We start from the raw sequence: 25,174 nt of genomic DNA on the forward strand, positions 1-25,174 counted from the left end.
GGTCTTCTCCCTCAGTTAGGGTTGCGGCGGAACGGGTTCCACCTGCTTCGGGGCGGGGGTGGCGAGGTGTGGCCCTCGCACCAGTCGTCGGGTCGTACGGTGCGGCGCACGGCGTCAACATGCGCTCCGCAGCCGGCCCAGGTGGTCTTGCCGCAGTTGCGGCATTTGACAGAGCGACACACGGTAATTCCTTTCGGTGGTGAGAAACGAGCATCGACCGGCGGCACGGCCCGGTGGATCGGTGAACTCGAACTGCCGATTGTCCGCTCGCTTTTTACCATACCCCCTACGGTATATTTAGGCCAGAAGGTCGGCCGTGAGCGAGGGGGTACCAGCGATGAGGTGCGATGACGAAGCGCAGGCGAGGTCATGAACGCGATCACTGCCCCGATGTGGGTCGGTCTCCCGCTGGGGGTCGGGTTCGGCGCCATCGCCTCGCTGTGGGGCATCGGCAATCCCGAGACGATCATCAGGGCTGCACGACTGATCGACCGGCTCCTGCCGGCCTGCTTCCTGCTGGTCACCGCGCTGGGTTCGGTTCTGCTGTACGGCCTGCACGCTTCCGGACTTGCCATGCACTTCTCGCCCAAGCCGACCTACATCTACGGTGTGGTGCTGGGTGGGATCTTGTTCGGAGTCGGTCTGGCGCTCAGCGGCTACCTGCCGGGCACTGCGCTGATGGCGATCGGAGAAGGTCGCCGAGATGCCCTACTGGCGATTCCCGGCGGGCTGTTGGGCGCCTCGGCGTGGACCGCCCTGGCGGATACCGGCTTCGGCCGATGGATCGTCTCCGAGGCGAACTTCGGAGACCTGGTGGCCGGCGGGAACATCCATGATGTGCCACCGGCCCGCATGGTGGCCATCGCGCTGGTCTACGCCGCGGCGGCGCTGGGTGCGTTGTACTTTCTTCCGCGGTATCGCGCGAGCCGACATTGCTGCCTCCGGAGTATCCGGGGAGCTGACCCCGATGCCTACGACCGGCAGATGGCGCTGGATACCACCCGCTACCTGAACGAAGGCGCGCGTGAGCCGGCCGCGCGCAGAATCCGACTCGCGCTCCGTCGGTGCTTGGCTTTTCACCGCGTCGCTGGCGGTTGCGGCGGTGCTCACGGCGCGCTTGGTCTATCGCGACGCAAGTTGGCGGGTCGACGGCTGAGACTGCTCAGGCCAGCGCCAGGAACAGCTTCTCCAGTTCGGCTTCCGACATGGGCGCGGTGCCGCCCTCCTTGTCTGCGACGATGCATTCGCGCATACCGGTGGCCACGATCTTGAAACCCGCTCTGTCCAGCGCCCGCGATACCGCGGCGAGCTGTGTGACAACGGCTTTGCAGTCTCGGCCCTGTTCGATCATGTTGATGACACCGCCGAGCTGCCCTTGTGCGCGTTTCAGCCGTGCGAGGATCGCCTCGATGCTCTGCTGATCGTCGATCATGCTCAACGCCTTCCCGCCTATCCTGTGGTGGTTGTCACTATACCCGTGTGGGTATGTGTCGCTCGGTTGTGGACCCTCATCGGCCACCAGAACCATCGTCCGAGCAGTGCCGCGATGGACGGTGTCATGAGCGAACGCACGATGAGTGTGTCGAAGAGCAGTCCGATGCCGATCGTGCTGCCCGCCTGACCGATCGAACTGAGATCGCTGGCCACCATGGACATCATGGTGAAGGCGAACACCAACCCCGCGGCGGTGACCACGCTGCCCGTCTCACCCATCGACCGGATGATTCCGGTGCGCAGCCCGGCGCCGATTTCTTCCTGGAACCGTGACACGAGCAACAGGTTGTAATCCGACCCGACGGCCAACAGGATGATCAGACCGAACACCGGGGCGATCCAGTTGAGTTCGAGTCCGAACCCGTACTGCCATATCAGCACCGTCAGCCCGAAGGCGGCGCCGAGGGACAGCAACACCGTGCCGACGATCACCAGCGAGGCGACCAATGCTCGGGTGATCAACAACATCACGATGAAGATCAATGTCAGTGCTGCGACGCCGACGATCAACAGGTCGTAATGCGCCCCGGACTGGATGTCGCGGTAGATGGCCGCGGTGCCGGTCAGGTAGAACGTCGCTTCGGTGAGACTTGTGCCCTTGACGGCTTCGTGGGCGGCTTCGAGTTCTGGCGTCACGGCTGCAATACCGGCGGGGGTCGCCGGATCCTTTTCGTGGGTGATGATGAATCGCGCGGCCTTACCGTCCGGTGAGAGGAACAACTCAAGTCCGCGCTGGAAGTCCGGGTTCTGGAACGCCTCCGGGGGGAGGTAGAAGTAGTCGCCGCCCTTGGCGGCATCGAAGGCCTGGCCCATGGCGCTGGCCGTGTCGGTCATCTGCGTCATCTGAGTGACCAGTCCGGAGAAACTGCTGTGCATGGTCAACAAGGTGCTGCGCATCGATTCGGCGATCGTGATCATCGGCCGGAACTGGGCGAGCATGTCGGGGACCACGGCACTGACATCACGCGTGTCGTCCACCAGGACACGCATATCGTCGCTGAACTTGTCCACGCCGTCGATGGCGTCGAAGATCGATCGGACACCCGAGCACGCCGGAATGTCAAAGCAATGCGGCTCCCAGTAGAAGTAATTGCGCAACGGTCGGACCACGTCGTCGAAATTGGCCAGATGATCGCGTACCTCGTCGAGTGTGGCCTTGGCTGTGGTCATGTCGCCGACCATTCGATCGGTGGCTCCACCCATCCGAGAGAGTGCGGCCTCCAATTTTTTCATCGACGTGATCATGGCGCCGAGGTCATCGCTCATGGTGAGCATATCGGCGGTGCGATCCTTCATGAACTGCAGGTTTTGTTGGATCGGGACTGACTGGGCGCTGATCTGGAACGGTATCGAACTGTGATCCATGGGCCCACCCAAAGGGCGGGTGATGCTCTGCACCATCGCAATCCCGGGCGTTCGGAAGACTTCCTTGGCGATCTTGTCCAGTACGAGCATGTCGGCGCTGTTACGCATATCGTGGTCGGTCTCGACCATCAGGATGTCCGGGTTCATCGTGGCCGCGCTGAAATGACGCTCGGCGGCCGCATAACCCACGTTGGACGGGAGGTCCTTGGATATGTAGAAACGGTCGTTGTAGTTGACCTCCATCGTCGGCACGAACGCGATGCCGAGAAGCGCGATGGCGAGCGTCGCGGCGAACACGGCGCCAGGCCAACGCACGGTGACGGTGCCGATGCGCCGCCACCGTCGGACGTTCGGCTCGCGCGTGGGGTCCAAAAGTCCGAAGCGACTGGCGACGACCACGACCGCCGGCGCGGCTGTCAGTGCTCCGGCGACCACCACCACCAGCCCGATCGCCGAGGGTATGCCCAGTGCCTTGAAATACGACAGACGCGCGAAGTGCAGGCACAGGGTTGCGCCGGCGATGGTGAGTCCCGAACCCACGATGATGTGCGCCGTGCCGCGGAACATGGTGTAGTAGGCCGACTCTCGGTCCTCGCCGGACCGGCGTGCCTCCTGGTAGCGGCCGATCAGGAAGATCGCGTAATCGGTACCGGCCGCGATCGCAAGAGAAGACAGCATCGCGACCACGAACGTCGAGAAGCCGAGTACGCCCATATCACCCAGCAGTGCGACGACCCCTCTTGCCGTGCCCATTTCGAACCCGACCATGACCAGCACGAGCAGCATCGTGACGACCGACCGGTAGGTGATGAGCAGCATGATCATGATGACCACGCCGGTGACGCCCATCATGAGCAGCATGCTTTGGTCGGCTGCCTCGTTCATATCTGCGGTTAGCGCCGCTGAGCCGGTCAGATAGACCTTGAGTCCCGCCGGTGGCGGCGAGTGCTCAAGAATGGTGCGTACCGCCTCGACCGACCGGATACCTTCCGTACTACCTTGGTCGCCGGCCAGGTTGACCTGTACGTACGCGGCTTTACCGTCTCTGCTCTGCACGCCGGCCGCCGTCAGCGGGTCTCCCCAGACGTCCTGTACGTGTTGAACGTGTGCACTGTCGGCGCGTAGGGCGCGCACGAGGTCCTGGTAGTACGTGCGCGCCTCGTCGCCCAGCGCTGTGTCACCTTCCAGCACAACCATTGCCATGCTGTCGGAGTTGAACTCGTCGAAGGTCGCGCCGATGTGGCGAGTGGCGATCATCGCGGGTGCGTCGTGGGGCGACATGGTGACGGCGTGCTCGCGGGCCACGGTCTCGATCTGCGGGACCAGAACATTGATTCCCAAGGTCAACAGGAACCAGCCGATGAGTATCGGGACAGCGAACCGGCGGATGAACCGCATGGCGGCCGGCCGGGTCTGCGTGTCGTGGGTCATGCGGCTTTCGCCAGACACGAGATCTGTGCGTCGTGCCCGGCGGCCGACTGTTCGGCCTTCACCACACCGTTGACGGTTATCCGGCAGCTGATGTTCGAACCGTCGCCCTGGGCAACCACGCTTGCCAGTACTGCGGGTGTGGTCGTTGTGATCGTCAATGTCCATGGCAGAGAGGTGAAATCGACCTGGTGCGTCGTGGCGCCCATATCGAGGTAGTTCACGCTCCCCGCCGTCCCGGCGGGGCCGTAGACGTCGTAGGTCACATGCTTGACGAAGGTGGGATCAAGCGGCTGGGCACCCCGTCCGGTGGCGGTGAAGATCGGCTCGGACCCGAACGCATCGCGCAGGTGTACCACGGCCACACCACCGATGGCGACGGCGATGGATACCGTGATCGGCACCCACGCCTTCACGAGCATGTTCACAGCGATGTTCCCTTCGTTGCTGCGGTTTGCGCACAAGCGATGACGAAAAGCGTTGCGCCCTGGCTGTGCCACGTTCGGCCGCGCGCGGACGGTCGGGTGCACCGGGACGGACAGATCGGGAATGGCGATCCGATTTCAGATTTATACCATACCCCCTAGGGTAATGTTAGGGAGCGGGTGGCCGACTGTATCGACCGACGAACGAGATTCAGCCAGTCGGCGGAGGGAGATGGCCGGATGGCCGATGCCGGGGCGCGTTGTGGGCGACAAGGCTGGCGTCGTGAAGAAAACCAGGCACCCGGCGACATCATCCCCACAGTCGGACGCACGTGCGCGCGCTGCTGCCATTGCGGTGGTGGTCGCCTCGATGGTCATCACACTGGCGATAGTGATCGGCATTCATCTGCTGCGGGCGAACGGCTTGCTGGCGCCTGGTGCCCTGTAGCCGACCGATGCTCGAGTGGTCGTTGCTGAGCGGTCCGGCACCGGTGGCGTTGTCGGTCATGGCGATAGCGGCGGGGATGTGGCTCGTGGCGCAGGTGTATCGCGCTGCGCAGTCACCACGAGTGATCGTCAAGACATCCGTGGTGTGTGTGGCGACGGCAGTGGCGGTGCCGCTGATCGGCGTCTACCTGGTGCGTGACGTGTGGGCGATTTTTCCCGACCGATTGCCGGTCTCGGTGTACGTCTGGTTGGGGGCCATCGTCCTCGCGGTGTCCCTTGCCGTCGCGGTCATGATCTTGCGTGTCTCACCGGGACGCTCGGCCATCACCGTCCTGACCGCGGTGGTGGTCGTGGCAGCGTGTCTCAACCAGATCAATATGGTGTTCGCCGCGTATCCGACGGTGCGGGACGCATTCGGGATCACCCGTGTCGACGACATCATGCTTCCTGATCGACATCAGAAGTCCCTGCCGGTGAGCGCGCACGGTCCATTGGACAAGATGTGGGCGAGTCCGGCAGGGCTCAGCCGGCGCGGCAAGATCACCTCGGCGGTGATACCGGCGACCGTGTCGGGCTTCGCCGCACGGCCCGCCCGGATCTATCTGCCGCCGGCGTACTTCACCGACGTTCCGCCACGGCTGCCGGTGCTGGTCTTGATGGCGGGACAACCGGGAGGTCCCCAGGACTGGATCAGCGCCGGAAAGCTGCCCCAGATCATGGACGCGTTTGCTGGGTCACATGACGGCCTGGCGCCTGTGGTGGTGGTCCCGGACGCGACGGGAAGCCAGCTGGCCGATCCGCTGTGCCTCGATTCGCGCCGCGGGAACAGCGCAACGTATCTGGCCATCGACGTGCCCGCGTGGATCAAGGCCAGATTGACAGTCGATGTCCGACCGACGGCGTGGGCGGTGGCGGGGGCGTCCTATGGCGGTACCTGTGCGCTTCAGTTGGCCACCAACCATCCCACGGTCTATCCGACATTCATCGACATCGCCGGCGCCGCGGAACCGTCGCTCGGTGACCGGGCGCGGACCGTGATGGAGGCGTTCGGAGGTGACGAGCGTCGATTCGAACAGGTCAATCCAGCCGACATTTTGCGAAAGAGCCGCTTCTCCGGCTGCGCGGGTGCGATCGTGATCGGCAGCTCAGATCGGGACAACAGGCCCGATGCCGTCAAGGTGCTCGAGGCGACCAGAGCGGCGGGGATGGACAGCCACCTGACCGAGGTGCCGGGCGCTCATGACTGGCGAGCGTTCTCGGCTGGACTGTCGGTCGAACTGCCGTGGCTCGCACGCCGTATCGGGCTCACTGGTTAGCGCCGTGACCACCAGCCGCGTAGGTGAATCTCGCGACCATCCGGCTGTGAAGGCGGTGGACCGGGCAGGTGTGATCGTCGTCCGGGGTTACCGTGGGGGCCGGAGCATTCGCAATGGCGACTGCAGCGTGGAGGAGGTCCCCGTGCCCAGGGTGGTGATCGTCGACGACGAAGCGCTGATCCGATCCGGGTTCGAGCTGATTCTGTCGGCGGTTGCCGATATCGAGGTGGTCGGCACGTCCGACGGAGTGGGTGCTCTCGCCGTGATTCGTGAGCACCAGCCCGATGTCGTACTGCTGGACATCCGCATGCCGGGCAAGGACGGCCTGACCGTGCTGTCCGAGTTGCAGCAGCTGTCATCGCCACCGGCGGTGGCCATGCTCACCACCTTCAACGCAGACGAGTACATCGCCGCCGCGTTGCGCATGGGTGCCACCGGATACCTGCTGAAAGATACTGATCCCGAACAACTCCCGCATATGATACGCAGTCTGGCTGCTGGTGGTCTCGTACTGTCTGGCGGCGTCGGCCCGAAGGTGATCTCGGGCTACCTCGATGACCCCGTGGATCCAGACGCGGCGCAGCGGCTGCAGGCATTGACCGGTCGTGAAACCGAGGTGCTGCAATTGCTGGCACGGGGCCGTTCCAATGGTGAGATCGCGGGCACGCTCTACACCAGTGTCGGCACCGTGAAGGATCAGGTCAGTTCGATCCTGGCCAAGCTGCGGGTCAGAAGTCGGGTCGAAGCCGCCATTCTGGCTCAGCGCGCCGGCGTGCTCGACAGTGGCGACCGGCATGGCCAGTAGGTTGCCGCCGCCGGGCCAACGTCTCCTGATCGATGTGCTGCTCATCGGACTCGCCGGTGCCGATGTCGTAGTCAACGCCTTCGACGGCGGTTACTCGACGAGTGAGATGACCCTCGCGATCGTTGCTGTCGCAGTCCTGGCAGTGCGTCATCGCTTTCCCTATCTCGTCTTCGCCGCGACCATCCCGGCGCTCGTGCTGGGCTCGGCGGTTGTCGCGGCGCTCGTCGCGCTCTATACCGTCGCCGAGGAACGCACCAGCCGGGTGCGAATATATGGTTGTGCGGCAGTGGTTTTCGTGTGTTACACCAGCGTCTGGGAGACGCCGTACTCCAACGCCAGCCGCTTACTCGACATTGTCTACGCGATTTTGTTCACCGGTGCTCCGTTGCTTCTGGGTCTACTGATGCGAGCTCGGGCGGAGTTGTCGGCGAAATTGGTCGAAATCGACCGGGCCCATCGGCACGAACAAGAACTGATCGTCGACAAGGCGCTGGCGCGGGAACGCACCAACCTCTCCAGAGAGATGCACGATGTGGTGTCGCATCAGGTCAGCCTGATCGCGGTGCAGGCGGGTGCGCTTCAGGTGACGGCACCCGATGAGGCGACCGCGAGAACAGCGCGGACCATTCGGAAGCTCAGCGTGCAGACTCTCGACGAACTGCGGGACATGGTCGGGGTGCTGCGGGCATCGGGCGGGCAGCCCGAGGGCCTTGATCCGCCCCGCGGTATCGAGGACATCGACGCGTTGGTGGCCAACTCGGGGATCGCCATCGAGGTCAGCGCCGAAATCGACCCTGCGGTACGAACTCCCGCAGCGGTACAACGAGCCATCTACCGAGCGGTCCAAGAGGGTTTGACGAACATCGCCAAGCACGCGCCGGGGGCTCCCGCGGCACTCGAGCTGGGTATCAACGCCCAGCGAGTGAGTGTGACGCTGACGAATGCTGCGCCGACCCGGACACCCGATCGCTTGCCCAGCGATCGCTACGGTCTGCTGGGCTTGCGTGAACGTGCCGAACTCCTGGGCGGGTCGCTGTCGTCCGGTGGGCTGGCCGACGGGGGATACCGGCTGTCGTTGTATCTGCCGCTGCCCGGATGACTTCGGACCTCGGTTCCCCGCGGAGAGCCGTGTCGGCGATCAGCGGGCGGGTGCCGGCTGTGTGTTGTTCGGCGAACTCGGTTCGGCGTCGCCGGGTTCGTTCCACTCACCCCAGAATGCCGCGTCGTCACCGTCGAACATGCCCATGTGCCAATCGGATTCGTAGCCAATGCCGGTATAGCCGGGATCGTCCCAGCCCATGCTCGACTGACTGCCGATCAGAAGACCGAACATGAAGATCGCGCCGGCGATGATGACACCGCCGACGGCGATACCGACACCTGCCGCGACGCGGTAGATCCGGGTGGAGGCCCTTGATCGGGCCGGCGCCGCAGTGGCAACGGGACTCGTGATGGCATGTGTTTCTGCGGGGGCCTGGAGACTCTCTGACATGACAACAGCGTGTCAACGTGTCGAGCTGTGCGGAATCCGCCGGGCGGCGGTATGTCTCCGCCGACTGGACGCAGTTTGTCGCCGTATGGGCACGCCGACCGTCACATAGCCGGTTCACCCGCGCCGGCGACCTTCGCCAGTGCGTTGCGACACATGTCGCGGGTTTCCCGTCGGGGTTGCTTGCCATGCCGAATGTCCATGTGCGCCGCGGTCAGCAGCGACCACGTGGCGCCCACCATGAACAGCGGGGTGAAGTGGCTATCGACCGAGCCGTCCTGTTGCCCGCGTTGGATGACGGCGATGATGCCTGCGTCGGATTCGCAGTCGAAATCATCGGGGTCGGCATCCGCACCTGCCCGCATCCACCAGCCGAGGCTGTCGAGTCGCTCGAGCATTTCGTCGACGATGCGCAGGTAGGCGGCCAGCCCGGTGCCTTCGGATGTACGAGCGTCCCGGACGGCCTCTTCGTACTCGGCCTCGACGAATGCCTCGATGCCCTCGGTCAGAGCGGCGCGGTCGGGGAAATAGCGATTGAGTGTGCTTCGAGCGACGCCGGCGGCCTTGGCGATATCGCTCATCGACGCTGCCGCGTTGTCGGTCAGCACGTCGATGGCCGCCGTGAGCAAGGCCGCGCGGGTGCGGTCACGCAACCGTGGCGGGGGACCTGTTGTCGGCATGCACTCATGATGCCTCATTGACCGGCTATCGGTCATAACTTGACGAAAATCGGACATCTATGTCCTAATTTTCTGTATGGGTATCGATTCGACGACCGATCTCCCCGATGCGAAACGGCCGACCAGGCTGTCCGTGTTGTGGGGGTTCGCCCGTCCGCACCGCGGCAAGCTCGTGCTGGCTCTGATGCTGGGATTGGGCGTGTCGGCAGCCGAACTCGCGACACCATTGGTCACCCGATGGGTGCTGGACGCGATCGGCCTGCCGGGCAACCGATTCGGCGCACCGGTGATGCTGCTGGCCGGGCTGATCGTCGTCGGCACCATCTTGAGTTGGCGGCAATGGATCGTGCTCGGGACGCTGGCGGAAAACATCGTCTACGACGCCCGCCAGGGCATGGTCCTGCGCTTCCTACGCGCCCGGCTGACGCCATTGCAGGCGCGACCGAGCGGCGAGATGGTGACTCGAGTCACCAGTGACACCGTGCTGTTGCGGGAGGCCGCATCCTCCAGTGCGGTAGGCCTGGTCAACGGCACCATCACCGTGATCGGAACGCTGATTCTGATGGTGTACCTGAATCCGTTGCTGGGTGCGATCACCATCGCGGCAATGGTTCTCGTCGCGGTGGTATTCGCGGTCCTGATGCCGGCGATCGGGCAGGCGCAGGAGCAAGCGCAGGGTTCACTGGGCCGTCTCGGCGGGTCGCTGGAGGCAACACTGCGCGCCGTCAAGACCGTCAAGGTCGCCAGGGCGGAGGACCGTCAGGCCGGCGGTCTGCTCAACCTTGCCGACGAGTCGCGGGGGCACGGCCTTCGCGCCGTACGACGAGAGGCGCTGGTGTGGAGCGTGACCTTCTCCGGAGTACAGGCCGCTACCCTTGTGATCGTCTGCGGGGGTGCCTATCTCGTTGCCATCGGGCAGCTCGGCATGTCCACGCTGGTGGCGTTTCTGCTCTATGCAGTGGGTTTGCTGGGTCCTGCAATGGAACTGAGTACCCACCTGACCACGCTGCAGGCGGGTATCGCGGCGGCAGGCCGGATAAGGGACGTGCAGGCATTGCCGCCGGAGCGCTCCGGCGGATCTGCATCGACCCTGCCCGCCGGCGAGGCCGATGACCCGGTCATCACACTCGAGCGGGTCAGTGCCCGGTACCGCGCCGACGGCCCACAGATCCTTCGTGATGTCGACCTCGAGGTGCCCCGACATGGACACACCGCGATTGTCGGCCCCTCCGGTGCCGGGAAGACGACATTGTTCGCCCTGATGCTCAAGTTCATCGAACCCGATGCGGGCCGACTGCTGATGTCCGGCTCGCCGTATGCAGACTTGGGCAGCAGTGGTGTGCGGGAACGACTCGGCTATGTCGAGCAGGACAGTCCGCTGCTGCCGGGAAGTCTTCGCGACAACCTGGTGTTCGCCAACCAGGCTGCTTCGCAAGGGGATATCGATGCGGTCATCGCGCAGCTCCGACTGTCCGACCTCGTCGACGGACTACCGCAGGGTCTCGATACCGATGTCCAGGCGGCCACCATCTCGGGCGGACAGCGTCAACGTGTCGCGTTGGCGCGGGCACTGCTGGCCGAACCCGAGGCGCTGCTCCTGGACGAGGTCACCGCTCAGATCGACGGGCTCTCCGAATCAGCTGTGCACGATGTCATTCGGCAACAGGCACGACAACGCGCCGTCGTCACCATTGCGCACCGTCTTTCGACCGTCATCGATGCGGACACGATCATCGTGATGGATCGCGGCCGTATCATCGACCGGGGGCGTCATGATGAGCTGATCGAGCGGTGTGCACTGTACCGACGTCTGGTCGATGCCTTGCGCCTCGATGTCGGTGTCGGGCCACGCCGTGATGACACTGACGAAGCGCCACACCGAGAACTGAGGACCACACCATGACCGACGACCCGATGCTGCCTGCTCGGTGGAAATCTCTGTCCGCCAACGACATATACGGGGGTGTGATCGGGACGGTGTTCGCCAGCGCGACCCTGGCCGCCATTCCGGTGGGTCAAGCACCCAGCTATTCGGCCTTGTGGGTGGCCATCAGTGTCGCGATCGCCGCCGTCACGCGCAGCTACGGACAGCACGTCTCGACGCATCAGGTCAACGCGGAGAAGGGTTTCTGGCGGGATCTGGGCTCCTCGATGCTGACCGGCATCCCCATGGTGCTGGCGTCCATCCCGACGGTGATCGCCTTGTGGCTGGCCCACATCTTCGCCTGGCGCGACGATGTCGAGGGCCCGGACGGGTTGGACACCCTCGGATTCACCTCGATCATCTTGCTGATGAACGCGGCACTGCTCTTCGGTTGGGGTCTGCTGGCCGGTCGCCTCGGCGGTTACTCCCGCTGGGGTGCACTGGCCGTCGGTCTCGGCAATGCCGGTATCGGATTGGCGGTGATCCTGGTGAACCTCATGATCAAGTGATCCCGGCCGGCGGCTCGGCTCCGTGGGCTATCGTCGGCGCTCATACCCTGAAAGCCCGCCGCGAAGGGATCGCCCGCATGCCCATCGACCCGAATGCCGTCGGCGCGAAGTCCGACGCCCAGACCTTCACCTGGACCGATCGCGAGACACTGCTCTATGCGCTCGGTGTCGGCGCGGGGGTCGACGACCTGGCGTTCACCACCGAGAACAGCCACGGAATCGAGCAGCAGGTGTTGCCGACGTTCGCCGTGATCGCGTGCTCGCCCTTCGGCGCCGCGATGCTGATCGGATCGTTCAACTTCAGCATGCTGTTGCACGGGTCGCAGGAGATCCGGGTGTTCGCGCCGCTGCCGCCGGCAGGCAGTCTGCGTGTGCATTCCGAGGTCGCCGACATCCAGGACAAGGGAGCAGGCAAGAATGCGGTGGTGATGCTCAAGGGCATCGGAGCCGACCCCGACAGTGGTGCGGTCATGGTGGAAACCCTGACCACCGTGGTGATCCGGGGTGAGGGCGGGTTCGGAGGCCAACCCGGGCAGCGGCCGCCCGCACCTGAGTTCCCCGGCCGCGCCCCCGACGCGCAGGTCGTACTGACCACGCGCGATGACCAGGCTCTGTTGTACCGACTCTCCGGCGACCGCAACCCGCTGCACAGTGATCCGTGGTTCGCTCAGACCTTGGCCGGGTTTCCCCGCCCGATCCTGCACGGACTGTGCACCTATGGCGTCGCGGGCCGGGCCCTGGTCGCCGAGCTCGGCGGCGGGGACGCCACCAAGGTCACCGCGATCGCCTCGCGATTCAGCTCACCGGTGTTCCCCGGTGAGACCCTCACGACATCGATCTGGCGCACCGAAGGACACCGCGCGGTGTTCCGCACCGAGGCAGCCCAACCCGACGGATCCGGTGCCCGGGTGGTGCTCGACGACGGCACGGCGGAGTACAACGACTGATTTCGTAGGCTCAAATGCCTGTGCGGGTGGCCCCTGCGTTGACAGGATGTCCTGATGAGATTGGCTGTGGGATACCTCGCCACCCCCGGCGGAGCGGATGCGGTCGCGCTGGGCGTCCGATTGGCCAGGAGCCTGGCCGCCGAACTGGACATATGCATGGTGCTGCCCCCCGATCGTGGGGTACCTGCGATGGTGACCACCGGTGGGTACGACGAACTGCTGGCCCAGCAGGCGCATGAGTGGTTGGCCGATGCGCTGGCGACGGTGCCCGATGACGTCGTCGCACATGCGCATGTGAGTTTCAGCGACTCGGCAGCCGACGGTCTGCTCAGCGAGGTGCGGCGCCTCGGCGCGCAGGCGGTGATCGTCGGCGGCGCGGGTGGCGGACTGGTCGGCAGTTTCACACTCGGCTCGGTGGTCAACGATCTGCTGCATTCCTCCCATGTGCCGGTGGCGGTGGCGCCCAGAGGAACCCGGTCGTCGTCCGCCGCGCGGGTGCGGGAGGTGACCTGCGCCATCGGTGAGCGCGCCGGTGCCGGTGTGCTGCTGGACGTCGCGGTACGGGCGTGCGAGCGGGCGCATGTCCCGTTGCGACTGGTCTCGTTGGTCGCCCTCGACCCGATGTTCGGATCACTGCGTGGGGATGCCGAGGCGTCGCGCGAGCGCGCGCTCGCCCACGCTCACCGGACCTTGAATGAAGCCAAGGAATCACTGCCCGAGGGTTTTTCGGTCACGGCCACGGTGGCCGACGGCAGCTCGGTGGAGGATGCCGTGAGCCGACTGCCCTGGCATGACGGGGACGTGATCATGGTCGGCTCCAGCAGATTGGCCGCACCCCGGCGGTTGTTCCTCGGATCGACGGCGGCCAAGATGCTACGGGTGCTGGAGGTTCCGATGATCGTCGTTCCCAGCACTGCCGACCAGGAGGTCTCGTGACCACGAGCAGTTCGGAAGCGGGCACCGGATCGGTCTCCAAGGGTCTCGCCGAGGGGAAGGTCGGCACCCTGTCCGGTGCCATGCTCGGGATCTCGTGCGTGGCACCGGGCTATACCCTGACCGCGAGCATCGGGGTGATCGTCGCCGCGGTCGGTCTGAAGATGCCGGCGATCTTCATCGCCGGGTTCATCCCGATGTTCTTGACCGCCTATGCCTACCGCGAACTGAACTCCCGCACACCGGACTGCGGGGCGTCGTTCACCTGGTCCACCAAGGCCTTCGGACCCTACGTGGGGTGGATGTGCGGATGGGGCATGGTGGTCGCCTCGATCATCGTGCTGTCCAACCTGGCGGCGATCGCCGTCGAATTCTTCTACCTGTTGATCGCACGCGTGTTCAATCAGCCCGGCATCGCCGATCTGGCGGGCAATGTCATGGTCAACATCGTCACCACCCTGGTGTTCATCGCGTTGGCGACGTTGATCGCCAGTCGTGGCATCACGACCAGCGAGCGAGTCCAGTTCGTGCTGGTGGGTTTTCAGCTGGTGGTACTGGTGGCGTTCGCGGTCACCGCCTTCGTGCACGTGAGCCGTGGTGATGCCCCGGCCGGCCTGAGCTTCGACCTGGATTGGTTCAACCCCTTCACCGGGCTGACGCTGGCCGTGTTCGCCGTCGGCCTCACCGGCTCGATCTTCGCGTTCTGGGGTTGGGACACCTGCCTGACCCTCGGTGAGGAATCCAAGGATCCGACCAAGGTGCCGGGCCGGGCCGGGCTGTTGTGTGTGACGTCGATCCTGATCACCTATCTGCTGATCGCGGTCGCCGTGATGATGTACGCCGGCGTCGGAGAGGAGGGGTTGGGCCTGGGCAACCCGGAGAACTCGGAGAATGTCTTCGGTGCGCTGGCCGACCCGGTGCTGGGTCGGTGGTTCGGTCCGCTGCTCTACCTGGCGGTGTTCGCCTCCTCGGTGGCCAGCCTGCAGACCACCTTCCTGCCCGCGGCCCGCGCGATGCTCGCGATGGGCGCCTACAGGGCGTTCCCGGCCCGTTTCGCCGAGGTGAGCCCGCGCTTCCTGACCCCGGTTTACTCGACAGTGGTCGCCGGTGTCGTCACCGCCGGCTTCTACACCGTGGTCAAGCTGCTGTCCGATAATGCGCTCTGGGACACCATCGCCGCGCTGGGCATCATGATCTGCTGGTACTACGGCATCACCGCGTTCGCCTGCGTCTGGTTCTTCCGGCGAGAACTGTTCGCCAACGCCCACAACATCATCTTCAAATTCCTGTTCCCGCTGTTGGGCGGGCTGATGCTGGCGATCGTGTTCGTCATCGCCATCGGTGAGAGCATGAACCCGGAGAACGGCAGCGGTGCGGCGATCGGTGGTATCGGGCTGGTGTTCTTCATCGGATTCGGCATCCTGGCGCTCGGTGCGGTGCTGATGCTCGTGATGCGGGCGCGACGACCGGAGTTCTTCCTCGGCCAGACCCTGCGGCGGGATACCCCGGCGCTCAAGGAGTAGCCAAGCGCTGGTTGCGGGATATCTCGATTCCGGGCGAGGGTGCCGATATCTTCCACGGCGACCACGGCGTCCGCCTCCGCGCGGCGGGGGCGGACGCCTCATGCGTCGACCTCTATGACGGTCGCTGTGGAGGCATGGGCATCATGCTCGGTGCCGGTCGTTGCGACGGCATGCCACCGGGGCCCATCATCGGACCGGGTCCCATCATCGGGCCGGGGCCCATCATCGGGCAACCCCCGCTCGGTCCGTTCTGTCCCATCTGAGCGCTGTGATAGCCGCGGGTCCATCCGTGGTAGCCGCCGGTCGCCGCACCGGTGAAGAACCCGGCGCCGAAAATCACCATGACGACGAACAAGACGCCGGTGACGATGCCGACCCAGGCCAAGCTCTGGTAGAGGCGGTTGGGCCGATGTTCCGCGTGGTCGAGCCGGTTCGTCGTGGCTGTCACTGCGGGCGCGGCGGTGGTGGACGCGTTCGAGGGCTCCGGTGTGTCGGTCATGGTCGGTGTACCTCCGTGTGCGGACCCGGCTGTGGGCTTCCCGCAGTCAGTTCAACTGTGCTGTCGGAGCGTGGGCGCGCTCTAGGGCCAATGGACCTCAATTCGCGCCCAAGGGCAGCCAACCCACCCACACAGTGTATCGAACAATTGTTCGATACACTGTGTGGGTGGGTTGGCACAACGGACCGCCGAGTTGGCCGGAGATGGAGCGGGTCCTCAGTAGTAGGCCCCGGGAAAAGCCGCGCCGCTCCGGGTTGCCGCTGGAGCCATCCGGTGATGGGGGTGACAGTCCGGCCTGGTCGCGCAAACGCGGGGCCTACCTGGCCGACGGTGTGCAGCGTGCGCGCTCCTCGGTGCCGTATGCCGAACTGCACGCCCATTCGGCCTACAGCTTCCTCGACGGGGCCAGTACCCCGGAGGAGATGGTGGAGGAGGCGGCGCGGCTCGGCTTGCGGGCCATAGCGCTGACCGACCATGACGGCCTCTACGGAGTCGTGCGGTTCGCCGAGGCGGCCCGTGAGCTCGATGTGGCCACCGTATTCGGTGCGGAACTGTCGCTGGGAAACGTGCCCCGCACCGAACAACCCGATCCGCCGGGGCCTCACCTGCTGGTGCTCGCCAGGGGGCCGGAGGGTTATCGACGGTTGTCCCGCGAAATCTCGTCGGCCCATCTGGCCGGCGGCGAAAAAGGAAAAACGCATTACGATTTCGATTCACTCACCGAGGCCGCCGGGGGGCACTGGCACATCCTCACCGGTTGCCGCAAAGGTCATGTCCGGCAGGCGCTGACCCGTGGCGGGCCCGAAGCCGCCGAGGCGGCGCTGGCCGACCTGGTGGATCGGTTCGGGGCCGATCGCGTCAGCGTCGAGTTGACCCATCACGGTCACCCGCTCGACGATGAGCGCAACACCGTCCTTACCGGATTGGCATCGCGATTCGGCCTGGGGCTGATCGCCACCACCGGCGCGCATTTCGCCGTACCCGAGCGGGGGCGGCTGGCCATGGCGATGGCGGCGATCAGGGCTCGCAACTCGATGGACGACGCGGCCGGGTGGCTGGCGCCACTGGGTGGGGCGCATCTGCGTTCGGGGGAGGAGATGGCTCGCGTCTTCGGTACCGAGATCGTTTCCGCCGCTGCCGATCTCGGTGAACAATGCGCCTTCGGCCTGGCGTTGATCGCCCCACAGTTGCCGCCGTTCGATGTGCCTCCCGGACACACCGAGGCCAGCTGGCTGCGTCTGTTGGTGCGCGAGGGGGCATTGGACCGCTACGGCACGCCCGAGCGCGCACCGAAGGCGTATCGCCAGATCGAGCATGAATTGGCCATCATCGAAAAGCTGAACTTCCCAGGCTATTTCCTGGTGGTGCACGACATCACCCGATTCTGCCGAGAACGTGACATCCTCTGTCAGGGAAGGGGGTCGGCGGCCAACTCCGCGGTCTGCTACGCCCTCAAGGTCACCAATGTCGATCCGATCGCCAACGAGTTGTTGTTCGAACGGTTCCTGTCGCCGGCGCGCGATGGCCCACCCGATATCGATATCGACATCGAATCGGACCTGCGCGAGGAGGTCATCCAGTACGTCTACGAAAAGTACGGCCGTGATTACGCCGCCCAGGTGGCCAACGTCATCACCTACCGGGGGCGCAGTTCGGTCCGGGACATGGCCCGTGCGTTGGGTTTCTCGCAAGGGCAACAGGACGCGTGGAGCAAACAGATCAGCCGCTGGAACGGGCTTGCCGATTCCCCCGACGTGGAAGACATCCCCGAGCAGGTCGTCGACCTGGCCACCCAGATCTCCAATCTGCCCCGGCACATGGGTATCCACTCCGGGGGCATGGTGATCTGTGATCGCCCGATCGCCGACGTGTGCCCGGTGGAGTGGGCGCGAATGGAGAATCGCAGCGTTCTCCAATGGGACAAGGACGACTGTGCCGCAATCGGTTTGGTCAAGTTCGATCTACTGGGACTTGGCATGCTGTCGGCGCTGCACTACGCCATCGACCTGGCCCGCGAGCACAAGGGTATCGAGGTGGACCTGTCCCGGCTGGACCTGTCGGAGCAGGCCGTCTACGAGATGCTGCAACGCGCCGATTCGGTCGGGGTGTTCCAGGTCGAGTCCCGCGCGCAGATGGCCACCCTGCCGCGGCTGAAACCGCGGATGTTCTACGACCTGGTGGTCGAGGTGGCCCTCATCCGTCCCGGTCCCATCCAGGGCGGATCGGTACATCCGTACATCAAGCGGCGCAACGGCGAGGAAGAGGTGACCTATGACCACCCGTCGATGAAACCGGCCCTGGAGAAGACCCTCGGCATACCCCTGTTCCAGGAGCAACTGATGCAACTGGCGGTGGACTGTGCAGGCTTCACCGGGGCCGAGGCCGATCAGCTGCGCAGGGCGATGGGTTCCAAACGGTCCACCGAGAAGATGCGCCGGTTACGCGGCCGGTTCTTCGACGGGATGCGCGAGCGGCACGGTATCACCGGTGCGGTGGCCGAGAAGATCTACGACAAGCTGGAGGCATTCGCCAATTTCGGCTTCCCGGAGAGCCATTCGCTGAGCTTCGCCTCGCTGGTGTTCTACTCGTCGTGGTTCAAGCTGCACCATCCCGCCGTGTTCTGCGCCGCGTTGCTGCGCGCCCAGCCGATGGGGTTCTATTCGCCGCAGTCGTTGGTCGCCGACGCCCGTCGGCATGGCGTCATCGTGCACGGGCCGGATGTCAATGCGAGTCTGGCGCACGCCACCTGCGAGAACCGGGGGCTGGACGTGCGGATGGGCCTGGGCAGCATCCGTCACATCGGTGATGAGCTGGCGAAGAAGATCGTCGACGACCGGATCGCCGGTGGGGCGTTCACCGATCTGCTGAATCTGACCGCACGAATCCAACTTTCGGTCCCCCAAACCGAGGCGTTGGCCACCGCAGGGGCACTCGGCTGCTTCGGGATCACCCGACGAGAGGGATTGTGGGCGGCCGGTGCGGCCGCCGCCGAACGCCCCGACAGGCTCCCCGGGGTGGGGTCATCCACACACATCCCGGCCCTGCCAGGGATGAGCGCTCTGGAACTGGCCGCCGCCGATGTCTGGGCCACCGGCGTCTCACCGGACAGCTATCCCACCCAGTTCCTGCGCGAGGACCTGGCCGCGATGGGGGTCGTCCCGGCCGCCGAACTGCTCTCGGTGCCCGACGGAAGCCGCATCCTTGTCGCCGGGGCGGTGACGCATCGACAACGCCCGGCCACCGCCCAGGGCGTCACCTTCGTCAACCTCGAAGACGAGACCGGCATGGTCAACGTGCTGTGTGCCCCGGGAGTCTGGGCGCGCTACCGCAAGCTGGCGCAGAGCGCGCCGGCGCTGATCATCCGCGGCATCGTGCAGAACGCGACCGGTGCGGTGACGGTGCTGGCCGACCGGATGGGCCCGGTGGATCTGAAGGTGCGATCCCGATCGAGGGACTTCCAATGACCGTCACTCCGTCGGCGTCGTCCACACCTTCTCGATGCCGATCTTCAGCCGGGTGCCGTAGTTGCCCATCGAGGGAGTCAACCCGATCTGATCGGACATCGCCTGGTACTTCGCCCAGTACGGTGCATCCTCGCGGGGATCGGTGCCCTCGGCATCGATCCGCGCCGGCCCCCCGATCACGATGATCCCGCCACCGTTGCCGTCGGAGTCCAGATTCAGGCTCACCCGGGGGTGGTTTCCGATATGTCGCACCTTGGCCGCACCGGGCTCGGTGTACACCACGATGTCGGTCCCGTCGAAGAAGAACCACACCAGTTTGGGCACCGGTTGGCCGGACTTGGCGACGGTGGTCAACCACGCGAAATCGTCGGATTTCAGGCGGTCGAGGATTTCCGATGTCAGATCTGCAGTCATGCGAGCGAATGTAGTCTCGCGGTATGACACTCAACCTGACCGCGGATGAAGTTCTGACCACGACGCGTTCGGTGCGCAAACGGCTCGATTTCGAGAAGCCGGTGCCGCGCGAGGTTCTCATGGAGTGTCTCGATATCGCCCTGCAGGCCCCGACTGGATCCAATTTGCAAGGCTGGCAATGGGTTTTCGTCGAGGACGAAGAGAAGAAGAAGGCGATCGCCGATATCTACCGGGTGGGCGCCACGCCGTATCTGGATGCCCCCAAGCCGGAGTTCGGTGACAGCCGCGACGAGCGCACCCCCAAGGTCATCGACTCCGCCAAGTACCTCAACGACCACCTGCACGAGGTTCCGGTCATGCTGATCCCGTGTCTGGAGGGCCGACCGGACGGGGTGACCGCCGGGATGAGCGCGGGATTCTGGGGATCGCTGTTGCCGGCGGTCTGGAGCTTCATGTTGGCGCTGCGCAACCGCGGCATTGGTTCGGCATGGACCACGCTGCACCTGAGTGGCGACGGTGAGAAGCAGACCGCCGAACTGCTCGGCATCCCGTTCGACAAATACGCACAAGGCGGTCTGTTCCCGATCGCCTACACCAAGGGCACCGACTTCAAGAAGGCCAAGCGGCTGCCCGCCGAGGAACTCACGCACTGGAACTCCTGGTGATCACACCGCGCCGGTGAACCCCTGCTGGCGCCACGCCTCGTAGGCGGCCACCGCGGCGGCGTTCGACAGGTTCAGTGATCGCCGGCCCGACAGCATCGGGATGCGGACCCGCGCGGTGATGTGCGGGTCGGTCAGCGTCTGCTCGTCCAAACCGGTCGGCTCCGGTCCGAACATCAGCACGTCCCCTGGCTCATAGGACACCTGCGCGAAGGACATCTCGGCGTGCGCGGTGAAGGCGAACACCCGGGACGGGCCGATGGCGGCCCATGCCGCATCCAGATCCGGGTGCACCGTCACCGAGGCCAGATCGTGGTAGTCCAATCCCGCCCGGCGCAGCTTCGGTTCGGACAGGTCGAAACCAAGCGGTTCGACCAGGTGTAGCTCGCAGCCGGTCGCCGCCACCATCCGGATCGCGTTACCGGTGTTGGGCGCGATACGCGGTGAGTAGAACAGGACGTGAAACATCGGGCCATTGTCCACTGCGCATAATGGCGGCATGGTCGAGCAGAGCCTCTGGATGCAAAAGGTCGCCGCGAACCCCGGCCACTCGCAGTGGTACATCGACCGCTTCCGCGCACTGGCGCAGGCCGGGAACGACCTCGACGGCGAGGCCCGTTTCATCGACGCCATGGCAGCGCGCGGTGCCCGCATCCTCGATGCCGGCTGCGGCCCGGGCCGGGTCGGCGGCTACCTGGCCGCAGCCGGTCACGATGTCCTCGGCGTCGATGTCGACCCCGCACTGATCGCCGCCGCCGAAGCCGATCATCCCGGTGCGCGCTGGCTCGTCGGCGACCTCGCCGAGCTCGATCTGCCCGCCCGCGGCGTCGCCGAGCCGTTCGACGTCATCGTCTCGGCGGGCAATGTGATGACCTTCCTGGCGCCGAGCACCCGGGGTCAGGTCTTGGCGCGATTGCGTGCCCACCTGCGCACCGACGGCCGTCTGGTCATCGGATTCGGTGCGGGCCGCGACTATCCCTTCGACCGGTTCCTCGACGACGCGCGCGCGGCCGGCCTGACCCAGGACCTGTTGCTGTCCACCTGGGATGTACGCCCATTCGACGACAACGCCGAGTTCTTGGTCGCGATCCTGCGCCGCGGCTGAGCCGGGAGGGAAAGGTTGCGCATCGTAACGGTCACGAACTGTCCTCACGGCGTCTGAGAGCCTGGAATCGGCTGTGCCCGAATGCCATACTCGATCAATTGCCGGGTGACACGACGCCGGCCCCGACGTGGGCATAAGCAGCAGGAAGCACATGAACGCGCCACAACCGACATGACCGTCTCTCCCGCGTCCAGCGCGGATGGTGAGATAGCCGGCGCCGCAACGACACATGCGAAGCGTCCGGCGCGCTGGTCGCTGAGCAACTGGCCCGCCACGGGGAAAATCGTTGCCATCATCGCGGTTCCGATGCTGCTGGCCGCGGCGTTGGGCGGGGTGCACGTCTACAAGAGCTTCACCGAGGACGGGATATCCGACGCCGCGGCCACCCGCGACGCCGTCATCGTGGCGGTCCTGCTGCTGGTGGCACTGCTGATCGTCGCGCTGGTCGCGCGCTCCCTGGTCGGGCCGCTGCGCAGGCTGCGGGACAGTGCGTTGCAGGTGGCCCACACGGATCTGGCTCGCGAACTCGAACAGGTGCGCGCCGGCGGTGACCCGGGCCCGCTGGTCCCGATCCCGGTGCACACCACCGAGGAGCTCGGACAGCTTGCCCACGCGGTCGACGAACTCCACGAACAGGCCCTGCAGCTCGCCGGCGAGCAGGCCCGGCTGCAGGTGCAGGTCAGCGATATGTTCGAGACGGTGTCCCGGCGCAGCCGATCGCTGGTGGACCAGCAGCTGACGCTGATCGACCAGCTGGAGCGCGACGAACAGGATCCCGGCCGTCTGGAGGGCCTGTTCCGGCTCGACCACCTGGCTGCCCGGATGCGCCGCAACGGCGCCAATCTCCTGGTGCTGGCCGGCACCGACACCGCTCGTGGCCACAGTGACCCGGTACCGCTGTCGGCCGTGGTCAACGCCGCGTCCTCCGAGGTCGAGGACTACCCCCGCCTGCAGGCGGCCGCGCTTCCCGATTGTGCCGTCGTCGGCTCGGTGGCCACCGACCTGGTGCACGTGCTCGCCGAGTTGATGGACAACGGGTTGCGGTATTCACCGCCCGCCACGACGGTGCGCATCTCGGGATTGCGCACCGACGATGGCGCGCTTGTGCTCGAGATCGGCGACGACGGCCTCGGGATGGCAGAACCAGACCTGCGGGTCACCAACACCCGGTTGCAGTCCGACGGCGAGGTCACCGCGTACACCACGCGGCACATGGGGCTGTTCGTCGTCGCCCGGCTGGCAGCCCGGCACGGACTGGTGGTGCGGCTGCGGGCCACGGTCGGCGGGGACCCGAACTCGGGCACCACGGCGGGCATCTACCTGCCCGCCGAACTGGTCGTCGGTGAACCAGGCCTGCCCCGGACAGCCGATGTCGAGCGGGTGCCTGCCGAAGTGCCGGTGGCAGCAGCGGCGGTTGTCGAGTCGGTCGAGCCCGTGTTGCCTCGGCGAGACCCGTCGTTCGCGGCTGCGACCCCGAACGCAGGCTCCGACGATGCGATCTATCAGAAGATGCTCTCGGAGTGGCTGGTCGACCCCACCGACCTCGGCGTCGACACCAACCTGGACTGGAAATCGGTGTGGGACAACGGTTGGTCGGCGGCCCAAGCGGCTGAGACCACGCCGGCCACCGAGCACACCGCCGAGGGCCTTCCGGTCCGCCGACCCGGTGCGCGGCTGGTGCCCGGTGCGGGCGAGGCCGAACCGGCGACAACCGAGCCCACCGACCCGGTGACCGCTCCGCTGCCGGATCCGTCCGTCATCCGGGCCAGCCTCAACAGCCACTTCGCGGGCGTGCACGCCGCCCGGTCGCGCCCCCAGGACACCGGGGGAGATCGGTGACCACCCGGGAGTCCCTCGACTGGCTGGTGGCCAAGTTCGCCCGCGAGGTCGACGGGGTTTCGCACACGGTGCTGGTCTCCGCCGACGGTCTGCTGATGGCCGCCAGCGAGCACATGCCCACCGAACGCGCGGACCAACTGGCCGCGGTCACCTCCGGGCTGGCCAGCCTCGCCGGCGGCGCCGCGCAGCTCTTCCAGGGCGGGCACGTCATGCAGTCGATCGTCGAGATGGAGCATGGCTATCTGCTCGTGATGCGCGCCGGCGACGGATCGAACATCGCGGCGCTGGCCACGCGATCTTGCGATATCGGCCAGGTCGGATACGAGATGGCGATGCTCGTCGAGCGCGTCGGCAACGTGGTGCAGGCGGCGCGCCGTCAGCGCCGCACGCCGTGAGCGACGATGTCACCGCCCTGGTGCGGCCGTACACACTGACCGGCGGGCGCACCACCGCGCGGCTGGACCTCCCCTTGGAAGCGCCGATCCAGACCGTGGATCCGGGTCCCGCGTCGCACTGGCCCGCGGCCGACGTGCGTTCTCGGATACTGACCGAGGGGCGGGCGGGACCGTCGGTCGCCGAGATCGCGGCGCGGTTGGAGTTGCCGTTGGGTGTGGCGCGTGTGCTCATCGGCGACCTGGCCGTGGAGGGGTATGTTCGGGTGCGCGCGACGCTGGGGGAGACATCCTCTGCCGACGAGCGTCGTGACCTGATCGGAAGGACGCTGCGTGGGCTACGCGCGCTCTGAACGACCGACCTCGACCAAGATCGTCATCTCGGGGGGTTTCGGCTCGGGCAAGACCACCTTCGTGGGCGCGGTGTCGGAGATCATGCCGCTGCGCACCGAGGCTCTGGTCACCACCGCGTCGGTGGGTTTCGACGAGCTCGAGGCCACCCCCGGTAAGACCACCACCACGGTCGCGATGGACTTCGGCCGCATCACCCTCGCCGAGGATCTGGTGCTCTACCTGTTCGGTACCCCCGGCCAGCGCCGCTTCTGGTTCATGTGGGACGACCTGATCCGTGGCGCCATCGGCGCGGTGATCCTCGTCGACGTGCGGCGGCTGCAGGACAGCTTCGCCGCCGTCGACTTCTTCGAGGCGCGCGGGCTGCCGTTCATCATCGCGGTCAACGAGTTCGACGGCGCACCCCGGCACCCGAAGGCAGCGCTGCGGCAGGCGCTGGCGCTGCGCGCCGACATCCCGATCGTCACCGTCGACGCCAGGGACCGGAACTCGGTGCGGGCCGCCCTGATCACGGTGGCCGAGTACGCGCTCGCGGCGGTCCCGACATGACCGATGACCAGGTGTGGGTGGACCGCGAGTTCACCAAACACGACTTCCGTGACGAGGACCTGTCCCGGCTGCGCACCGAGCGGGTGGTGTTCGACGAGTGCGATTTCAGCGGTGTCGACCTGACCGAGTCCGAGCATCTGGGTTCGGCATTCCGTAACTGCACCTTCCGGCGGGCCGCGCTGTCGCACAGCACGTTCCGGCAGTGCAGCCTGCTCGGGTCGGTGTTCACCGAAACCCGGCTGCGGCCGGTGCAGTTCGTCGAGGTCGACCTGTCGTTGAGCGTGCTCGGCGGCTGTGACCTACGGACGGTGGACCTGTCGGACTGCCGGCTGCGCGAGGCCAACCTGGTGGGTACGGACCTGCGAAAGGCCGTATTGCAGCGTGCCGACCTCAGCGGCGCGCGGGTGCAGGACGCCAGGTTCGACGAGGCCGACCTGCGTGGAGCGCGTGTCGATCCGACGTTCTGGACGACGGCCAAGCTGCGCGGGGCGCGGGTGGACATCGAGCAGGGGCTGGCCTACGCCGCCGCGCACGGATTGGACGTGCACGGCGAGTGAACTTCCGATTTGTGGAGTTTCAGCCGCCACGATCGCGGCTGAAACTCCACAAATCGC

At 65.9% G+C, this 25,174-nt stretch carries 27 protein-coding genes; 18 read left to right on the forward strand and 9 right to left on the reverse strand.

Annotated elements, in window-relative coordinates; translation table 11 throughout:
* Positions 1-11: 11 nt before the first annotated feature.
* On the reverse strand, positions 12-470 hold the full coding sequence (locus FBY28_RS26480; RefSeq protein ID WP_524912026.1) for a DUF8730 family Cys-rich protein: 459 nt from the start codon (positions 468-470) through the stop codon (positions 12-14).
* On the opposite strand from FBY28_RS26480, the gene FBY28_RS26440 reads away from it, so the two are divergent.
* Positions 391-1,272: a YeeE/YedE thiosulfate transporter family protein gene (locus FBY28_RS26440; RefSeq protein WP_353618557.1), complete on the forward strand. Its 882-nt coding sequence runs from the start codon at positions 391-393 to the stop codon at positions 1,270-1,272. The two genes, FBY28_RS26480 and FBY28_RS26440, sit on opposite strands and share 80 nt — an antisense overlap.
* Here FBY28_RS26440 and FBY28_RS19485 read toward each other — a convergent pair.
* The 3 genes from FBY28_RS19485 to FBY28_RS19495 are packed head-to-tail and all read right to left on the reverse strand — an operon-like array spanning position 1,163 to position 4,817.
* Positions 1,163-1,432 (reverse strand): metal-sensitive transcriptional regulator, encoded by a 270-nt coding sequence (locus FBY28_RS19485; protein ID WP_019510149.1) that lies wholly within the window; start codon positions 1,430-1,432, stop codon positions 1,163-1,165. The genes FBY28_RS26440 and FBY28_RS19485 overlap by 110 nt on opposite strands.
* A 17-nt stretch (positions 1,433-1,449) precedes the next feature.
* Positions 1,450-4,290: an MMPL/RND family transporter gene (locus FBY28_RS19490; RefSeq protein ID WP_216847828.1), complete on the reverse strand. Its 2,841-nt coding sequence runs from the start codon at positions 4,288-4,290 to the stop codon at positions 1,450-1,452.
* Positions 4,287-4,817 carry an MmpS family transport accessory protein gene (locus FBY28_RS19495; RefSeq protein ID WP_216847829.1) on the reverse strand — a complete coding sequence of 177 codons (531 nt, stop codon included), beginning with the start codon at positions 4,815-4,817 and terminating at the stop codon, positions 4,287-4,289. Before FBY28_RS19495 ends, FBY28_RS19490 begins: the two co-directional genes overlap by 4 nt.
* Before the next feature lie 142 nt (positions 4,818-4,959).
* On the opposite strand from FBY28_RS19495, the gene FBY28_RS19500 reads away from it, so the two are divergent.
* The 4 genes from FBY28_RS19500 to FBY28_RS19515 are packed head-to-tail and all read left to right on the forward strand — an operon-like array spanning position 4,960 to position 8,379.
* Positions 4,960-5,160, forward strand: a complete 201-nt coding sequence (locus tag FBY28_RS19500; protein ID WP_160145511.1) for a hypothetical protein — start codon at positions 4,960-4,962, stop codon at positions 5,158-5,160.
* Between the two features lie 7 nt (positions 5,161-5,167).
* A complete protein-coding gene (locus FBY28_RS19505; RefSeq protein ID WP_141868980.1) occupies positions 5,168-6,475 on the forward strand; it encodes an alpha/beta hydrolase in 1,308 nt (435 codons plus the stop codon).
* Positions 6,476-6,479: 4 nt separating this feature from the next.
* Positions 6,480-7,280 carry a response regulator gene (locus FBY28_RS19510; RefSeq protein WP_286178272.1) on the forward strand — a complete coding sequence of 267 codons (801 nt, stop codon included), beginning with the start codon at positions 6,480-6,482 and terminating at the stop codon, positions 7,278-7,280.
* Positions 7,270-8,379, forward strand: coding sequence for a sensor histidine kinase (locus FBY28_RS19515; protein ID WP_141868981.1), 1,110 nt, complete (start codon positions 7,270-7,272; stop codon positions 8,377-8,379). The genes FBY28_RS19510 and FBY28_RS19515 overlap by 11 nt, the downstream gene beginning before the upstream one ends.
* Positions 8,380-8,418: 39 nt before the next feature.
* Here the strand turns inward: FBY28_RS19515 and FBY28_RS19520 are convergent, their stop codons facing one another.
* Both FBY28_RS19520 and FBY28_RS19525 read right to left on the reverse strand, forming a co-directional pair.
* The gene (locus tag FBY28_RS19520; RefSeq protein WP_141868982.1) at positions 8,419-8,772 is read right to left on the reverse strand and encodes a hypothetical protein; all 354 of its coding nucleotides are present in this window, start codon (positions 8,770-8,772) and stop codon (positions 8,419-8,421) included.
* A gap of 101 nt (positions 8,773-8,873) precedes the next feature.
* Complete coding sequence (locus tag FBY28_RS19525; RefSeq protein ID WP_160145512.1) at positions 8,874-9,449, reverse strand: TetR/AcrR family transcriptional regulator; 576 nt, start codon at positions 9,447-9,449, stop codon at positions 8,874-8,876.
* Positions 9,450-9,525: 76 nt separating this feature from the next.
* On the opposite strand from FBY28_RS19525, the gene FBY28_RS19530 reads away from it, so the two are divergent.
* The 5 genes from FBY28_RS19530 to FBY28_RS19550 all read left to right on the forward strand — a co-directional run bounded on the left by FBY28_RS19530 (position 9,526) and on the right by FBY28_RS19550 (position 15,285).
* Positions 9,526-11,352: an ABC transporter ATP-binding protein gene (locus FBY28_RS19530; protein ID WP_141868984.1), complete on the forward strand. Its 1,827-nt coding sequence runs from the start codon at positions 9,526-9,528 to the stop codon at positions 11,350-11,352.
* Positions 11,349-11,882 carry a hypothetical protein gene (locus FBY28_RS19535; protein WP_141868985.1) on the forward strand — a complete coding sequence of 178 codons (534 nt, stop codon included), beginning with the start codon at positions 11,349-11,351 and terminating at the stop codon, positions 11,880-11,882. Before FBY28_RS19530 ends, FBY28_RS19535 begins: the two co-directional genes overlap by 4 nt.
* Positions 11,883-11,959: 77 nt before the next feature.
* Positions 11,960-12,829, forward strand: coding sequence for a MaoC/PaaZ C-terminal domain-containing protein (locus tag FBY28_RS19540; protein WP_141868986.1), 870 nt, complete (start codon positions 11,960-11,962; stop codon positions 12,827-12,829).
* A 54-nt stretch (positions 12,830-12,883) separates the two neighbouring features.
* On the forward strand, positions 12,884-13,765 hold the full coding sequence (locus FBY28_RS19545) for a universal stress protein (protein ID WP_023985402.1): 882 nt from the start codon (positions 12,884-12,886) through the stop codon (positions 13,763-13,765).
* Positions 13,762-15,285 (forward strand): APC family permease, encoded by a 1,524-nt coding sequence (locus FBY28_RS19550; protein WP_141868987.1) that lies wholly within the window; start codon positions 13,762-13,764, stop codon positions 15,283-15,285. Before FBY28_RS19545 ends, FBY28_RS19550 begins: the two co-directional genes overlap by 4 nt.
* A gap of 112 nt (positions 15,286-15,397) precedes the next feature.
* On the opposite strand, the gene FBY28_RS19555 is transcribed toward FBY28_RS19550, so the two are convergent.
* The gene (locus FBY28_RS19555; protein WP_216847830.1) at positions 15,398-15,784 is read right to left on the reverse strand and encodes a hypothetical protein; all 387 of its coding nucleotides are present in this window, start codon (positions 15,782-15,784) and stop codon (positions 15,398-15,400) included.
* Positions 15,785-15,951: 167 nt separating this feature from the next.
* On the opposite strand from FBY28_RS19555, the gene FBY28_RS19560 reads away from it, so the two are divergent.
* Positions 15,952-19,248, forward strand: a complete 3,297-nt coding sequence (locus FBY28_RS19560) for an error-prone DNA polymerase (protein WP_141868988.1) — start codon at positions 15,952-15,954, stop codon at positions 19,246-19,248.
* Between the two features lie 3 nt (positions 19,249-19,251).
* Here FBY28_RS19560 and FBY28_RS19565 read toward each other — a convergent pair whose 3' ends face one another.
* Positions 19,252-19,662 carry a TIGR03667 family PPOX class F420-dependent oxidoreductase gene (locus FBY28_RS19565; RefSeq protein WP_141868989.1) on the reverse strand — a complete coding sequence of 137 codons (411 nt, stop codon included), beginning with the start codon at positions 19,660-19,662 and terminating at the stop codon, positions 19,252-19,254.
* A gap of 23 nt (positions 19,663-19,685) precedes the next feature.
* Between FBY28_RS19565 and FBY28_RS19570 the strand changes: the two genes are divergently transcribed.
* Positions 19,686-20,327 carry a nitroreductase family protein gene (locus FBY28_RS19570; RefSeq protein ID WP_141868990.1) on the forward strand — a complete coding sequence of 214 codons (642 nt, stop codon included), beginning with the start codon at positions 19,686-19,688 and terminating at the stop codon, positions 20,325-20,327.
* Here FBY28_RS19570 and FBY28_RS19575 read toward each other — a convergent pair whose 3' ends face one another.
* Positions 20,328-20,792 carry a tRNA (cytidine(34)-2'-O)-methyltransferase gene (locus FBY28_RS19575; protein ID WP_141868991.1) on the reverse strand — a complete coding sequence of 155 codons (465 nt, stop codon included), beginning with the start codon at positions 20,790-20,792 and terminating at the stop codon, positions 20,328-20,330.
* Positions 20,793-20,823: 31 nt separating this feature from the next.
* Here FBY28_RS19575 and FBY28_RS19580 point away from each other — a divergent pair, with 31 nt between their 5' ends.
* The 6 genes from FBY28_RS19580 (at position 20,824) to FBY28_RS19605 (ending at position 25,117) form a co-directional block, all read left to right on the forward strand.
* The gene (locus FBY28_RS19580; protein ID WP_141868992.1) at positions 20,824-21,429 is read left to right on the forward strand and encodes a class I SAM-dependent methyltransferase; all 606 of its coding nucleotides are present in this window, start codon (positions 20,824-20,826) and stop codon (positions 21,427-21,429) included.
* A 171-nt stretch (positions 21,430-21,600) separates the two neighbouring features.
* Positions 21,601-23,268: a HAMP domain-containing sensor histidine kinase gene (locus tag FBY28_RS19585; protein WP_216847831.1), complete on the forward strand. Its 1,668-nt coding sequence runs from the start codon at positions 21,601-21,603 to the stop codon at positions 23,266-23,268.
* On the forward strand, positions 23,265-23,663 hold the full coding sequence (locus FBY28_RS19590; protein ID WP_019510136.1) for a roadblock/LC7 domain-containing protein: 399 nt from the start codon (positions 23,265-23,267) through the stop codon (positions 23,661-23,663). The genes FBY28_RS19585 and FBY28_RS19590 overlap by 4 nt, the downstream gene beginning before the upstream one ends.
* Entirely contained in the window at positions 23,660-24,013 is a 354-nt protein-coding gene (locus FBY28_RS19595; RefSeq protein WP_141868994.1) for a DUF742 domain-containing protein, read from the forward strand. The genes FBY28_RS19590 and FBY28_RS19595 overlap by 4 nt, the downstream gene beginning before the upstream one ends.
* Complete coding sequence (locus FBY28_RS19600) at positions 23,994-24,560, forward strand: GTP-binding protein (RefSeq protein ID WP_141868995.1); 567 nt, start codon at positions 23,994-23,996, stop codon at positions 24,558-24,560. The genes FBY28_RS19595 and FBY28_RS19600 overlap by 20 nt, the downstream gene beginning before the upstream one ends.
* The gene (locus FBY28_RS19605) at positions 24,557-25,117 is read left to right on the forward strand and encodes a pentapeptide repeat-containing protein (RefSeq protein ID WP_141868996.1); all 561 of its coding nucleotides are present in this window, start codon (positions 24,557-24,559) and stop codon (positions 25,115-25,117) included. Before FBY28_RS19600 ends, FBY28_RS19605 begins: the two co-directional genes overlap by 4 nt.
* Positions 25,118-25,174: the final 57 nt, after the last annotated feature.

Source organism: Arthrobacter sp. SLBN-53 (assembly GCF_006715585.1).
GTDB lineage: Bacteria > Actinomycetota > Actinomycetes > Mycobacteriales > Mycobacteriaceae > Mycobacterium > Mycobacterium neoaurum_A.

Coding starts and splice junctions, on each gene's coding strand:
- FBY28_RS26440 (WP_353618557.1), top strand. CDS start 391: ATGTGGGTCGGTCTCCCGCTGGGGGTCGGGTTCGGCGCCATCGCCTCG.
- FBY28_RS26480 (WP_524912026.1), bottom strand. CDS start 470: ATGATCGTCTCGGGATTGCCGATGCCCCACAGCGAGGCGATGGCGCCG.
- FBY28_RS19485 (WP_019510149.1), bottom strand. CDS start 1,432: ATGATCGACGATCAGCAGAGCATCGAGGCGATCCTCGCACGGCTGAAA.
- FBY28_RS19490 (WP_216847828.1), bottom strand. CDS start 4,290: ATGACCCACGACACGCAGACCCGGCCGGCCGCCATGCGGTTCATCCGC.
- FBY28_RS19500 (WP_160145511.1), top strand. CDS start 4,960: ATGCCGGGGCGCGTTGTGGGCGACAAGGCTGGCGTCGTGAAGAAAACC.
- FBY28_RS19505 (WP_141868980.1), top strand. CDS start 5,168: ATGCTCGAGTGGTCGTTGCTGAGCGGTCCGGCACCGGTGGCGTTGTCG.
- FBY28_RS19515 (WP_141868981.1), top strand. CDS start 7,270: ATGGCCAGTAGGTTGCCGCCGCCGGGCCAACGTCTCCTGATCGATGTG.
- FBY28_RS19520 (WP_141868982.1), bottom strand. CDS start 8,772: ATGTCAGAGAGTCTCCAGGCCCCCGCAGAAACACATGCCATCACGAGT.
- FBY28_RS19525 (WP_160145512.1), bottom strand. CDS start 9,449: ATGCCGACAACAGGTCCCCCGCCACGGTTGCGTGACCGCACCCGCGCG.
- FBY28_RS19530 (WP_141868984.1), top strand. CDS start 9,526: ATGGGTATCGATTCGACGACCGATCTCCCCGATGCGAAACGGCCGACC.
- FBY28_RS19535 (WP_141868985.1), top strand. CDS start 11,349: ATGACCGACGACCCGATGCTGCCTGCTCGGTGGAAATCTCTGTCCGCC.
- FBY28_RS19540 (WP_141868986.1), top strand. CDS start 11,960: ATGCCCATCGACCCGAATGCCGTCGGCGCGAAGTCCGACGCCCAGACC.
- FBY28_RS19545 (WP_023985402.1), top strand. CDS start 12,884: ATGAGATTGGCTGTGGGATACCTCGCCACCCCCGGCGGAGCGGATGCG.
- FBY28_RS19555 (WP_216847830.1), bottom strand. CDS start 15,784: ATGACCGACACACCGGAGCCCTCGAACGCGTCCACCACCGCCGCGCCC.
- FBY28_RS19565 (WP_141868989.1), bottom strand. CDS start 19,662: ATGACTGCAGATCTGACATCGGAAATCCTCGACCGCCTGAAATCCGAC.
- FBY28_RS19570 (WP_141868990.1), top strand. CDS start 19,686: ATGACACTCAACCTGACCGCGGATGAAGTTCTGACCACGACGCGTTCG.
- FBY28_RS19575 (WP_141868991.1), bottom strand. CDS start 20,792: ATGTTTCACGTCCTGTTCTACTCACCGCGTATCGCGCCCAACACCGGT.
- FBY28_RS19580 (WP_141868992.1), top strand. CDS start 20,824: ATGGTCGAGCAGAGCCTCTGGATGCAAAAGGTCGCCGCGAACCCCGGC.
- FBY28_RS19585 (WP_216847831.1), top strand. CDS start 21,601: ATGACCGTCTCTCCCGCGTCCAGCGCGGATGGTGAGATAGCCGGCGCC.
- FBY28_RS19605 (WP_141868996.1), top strand. CDS start 24,557: ATGACCGATGACCAGGTGTGGGTGGACCGCGAGTTCACCAAACACGAC.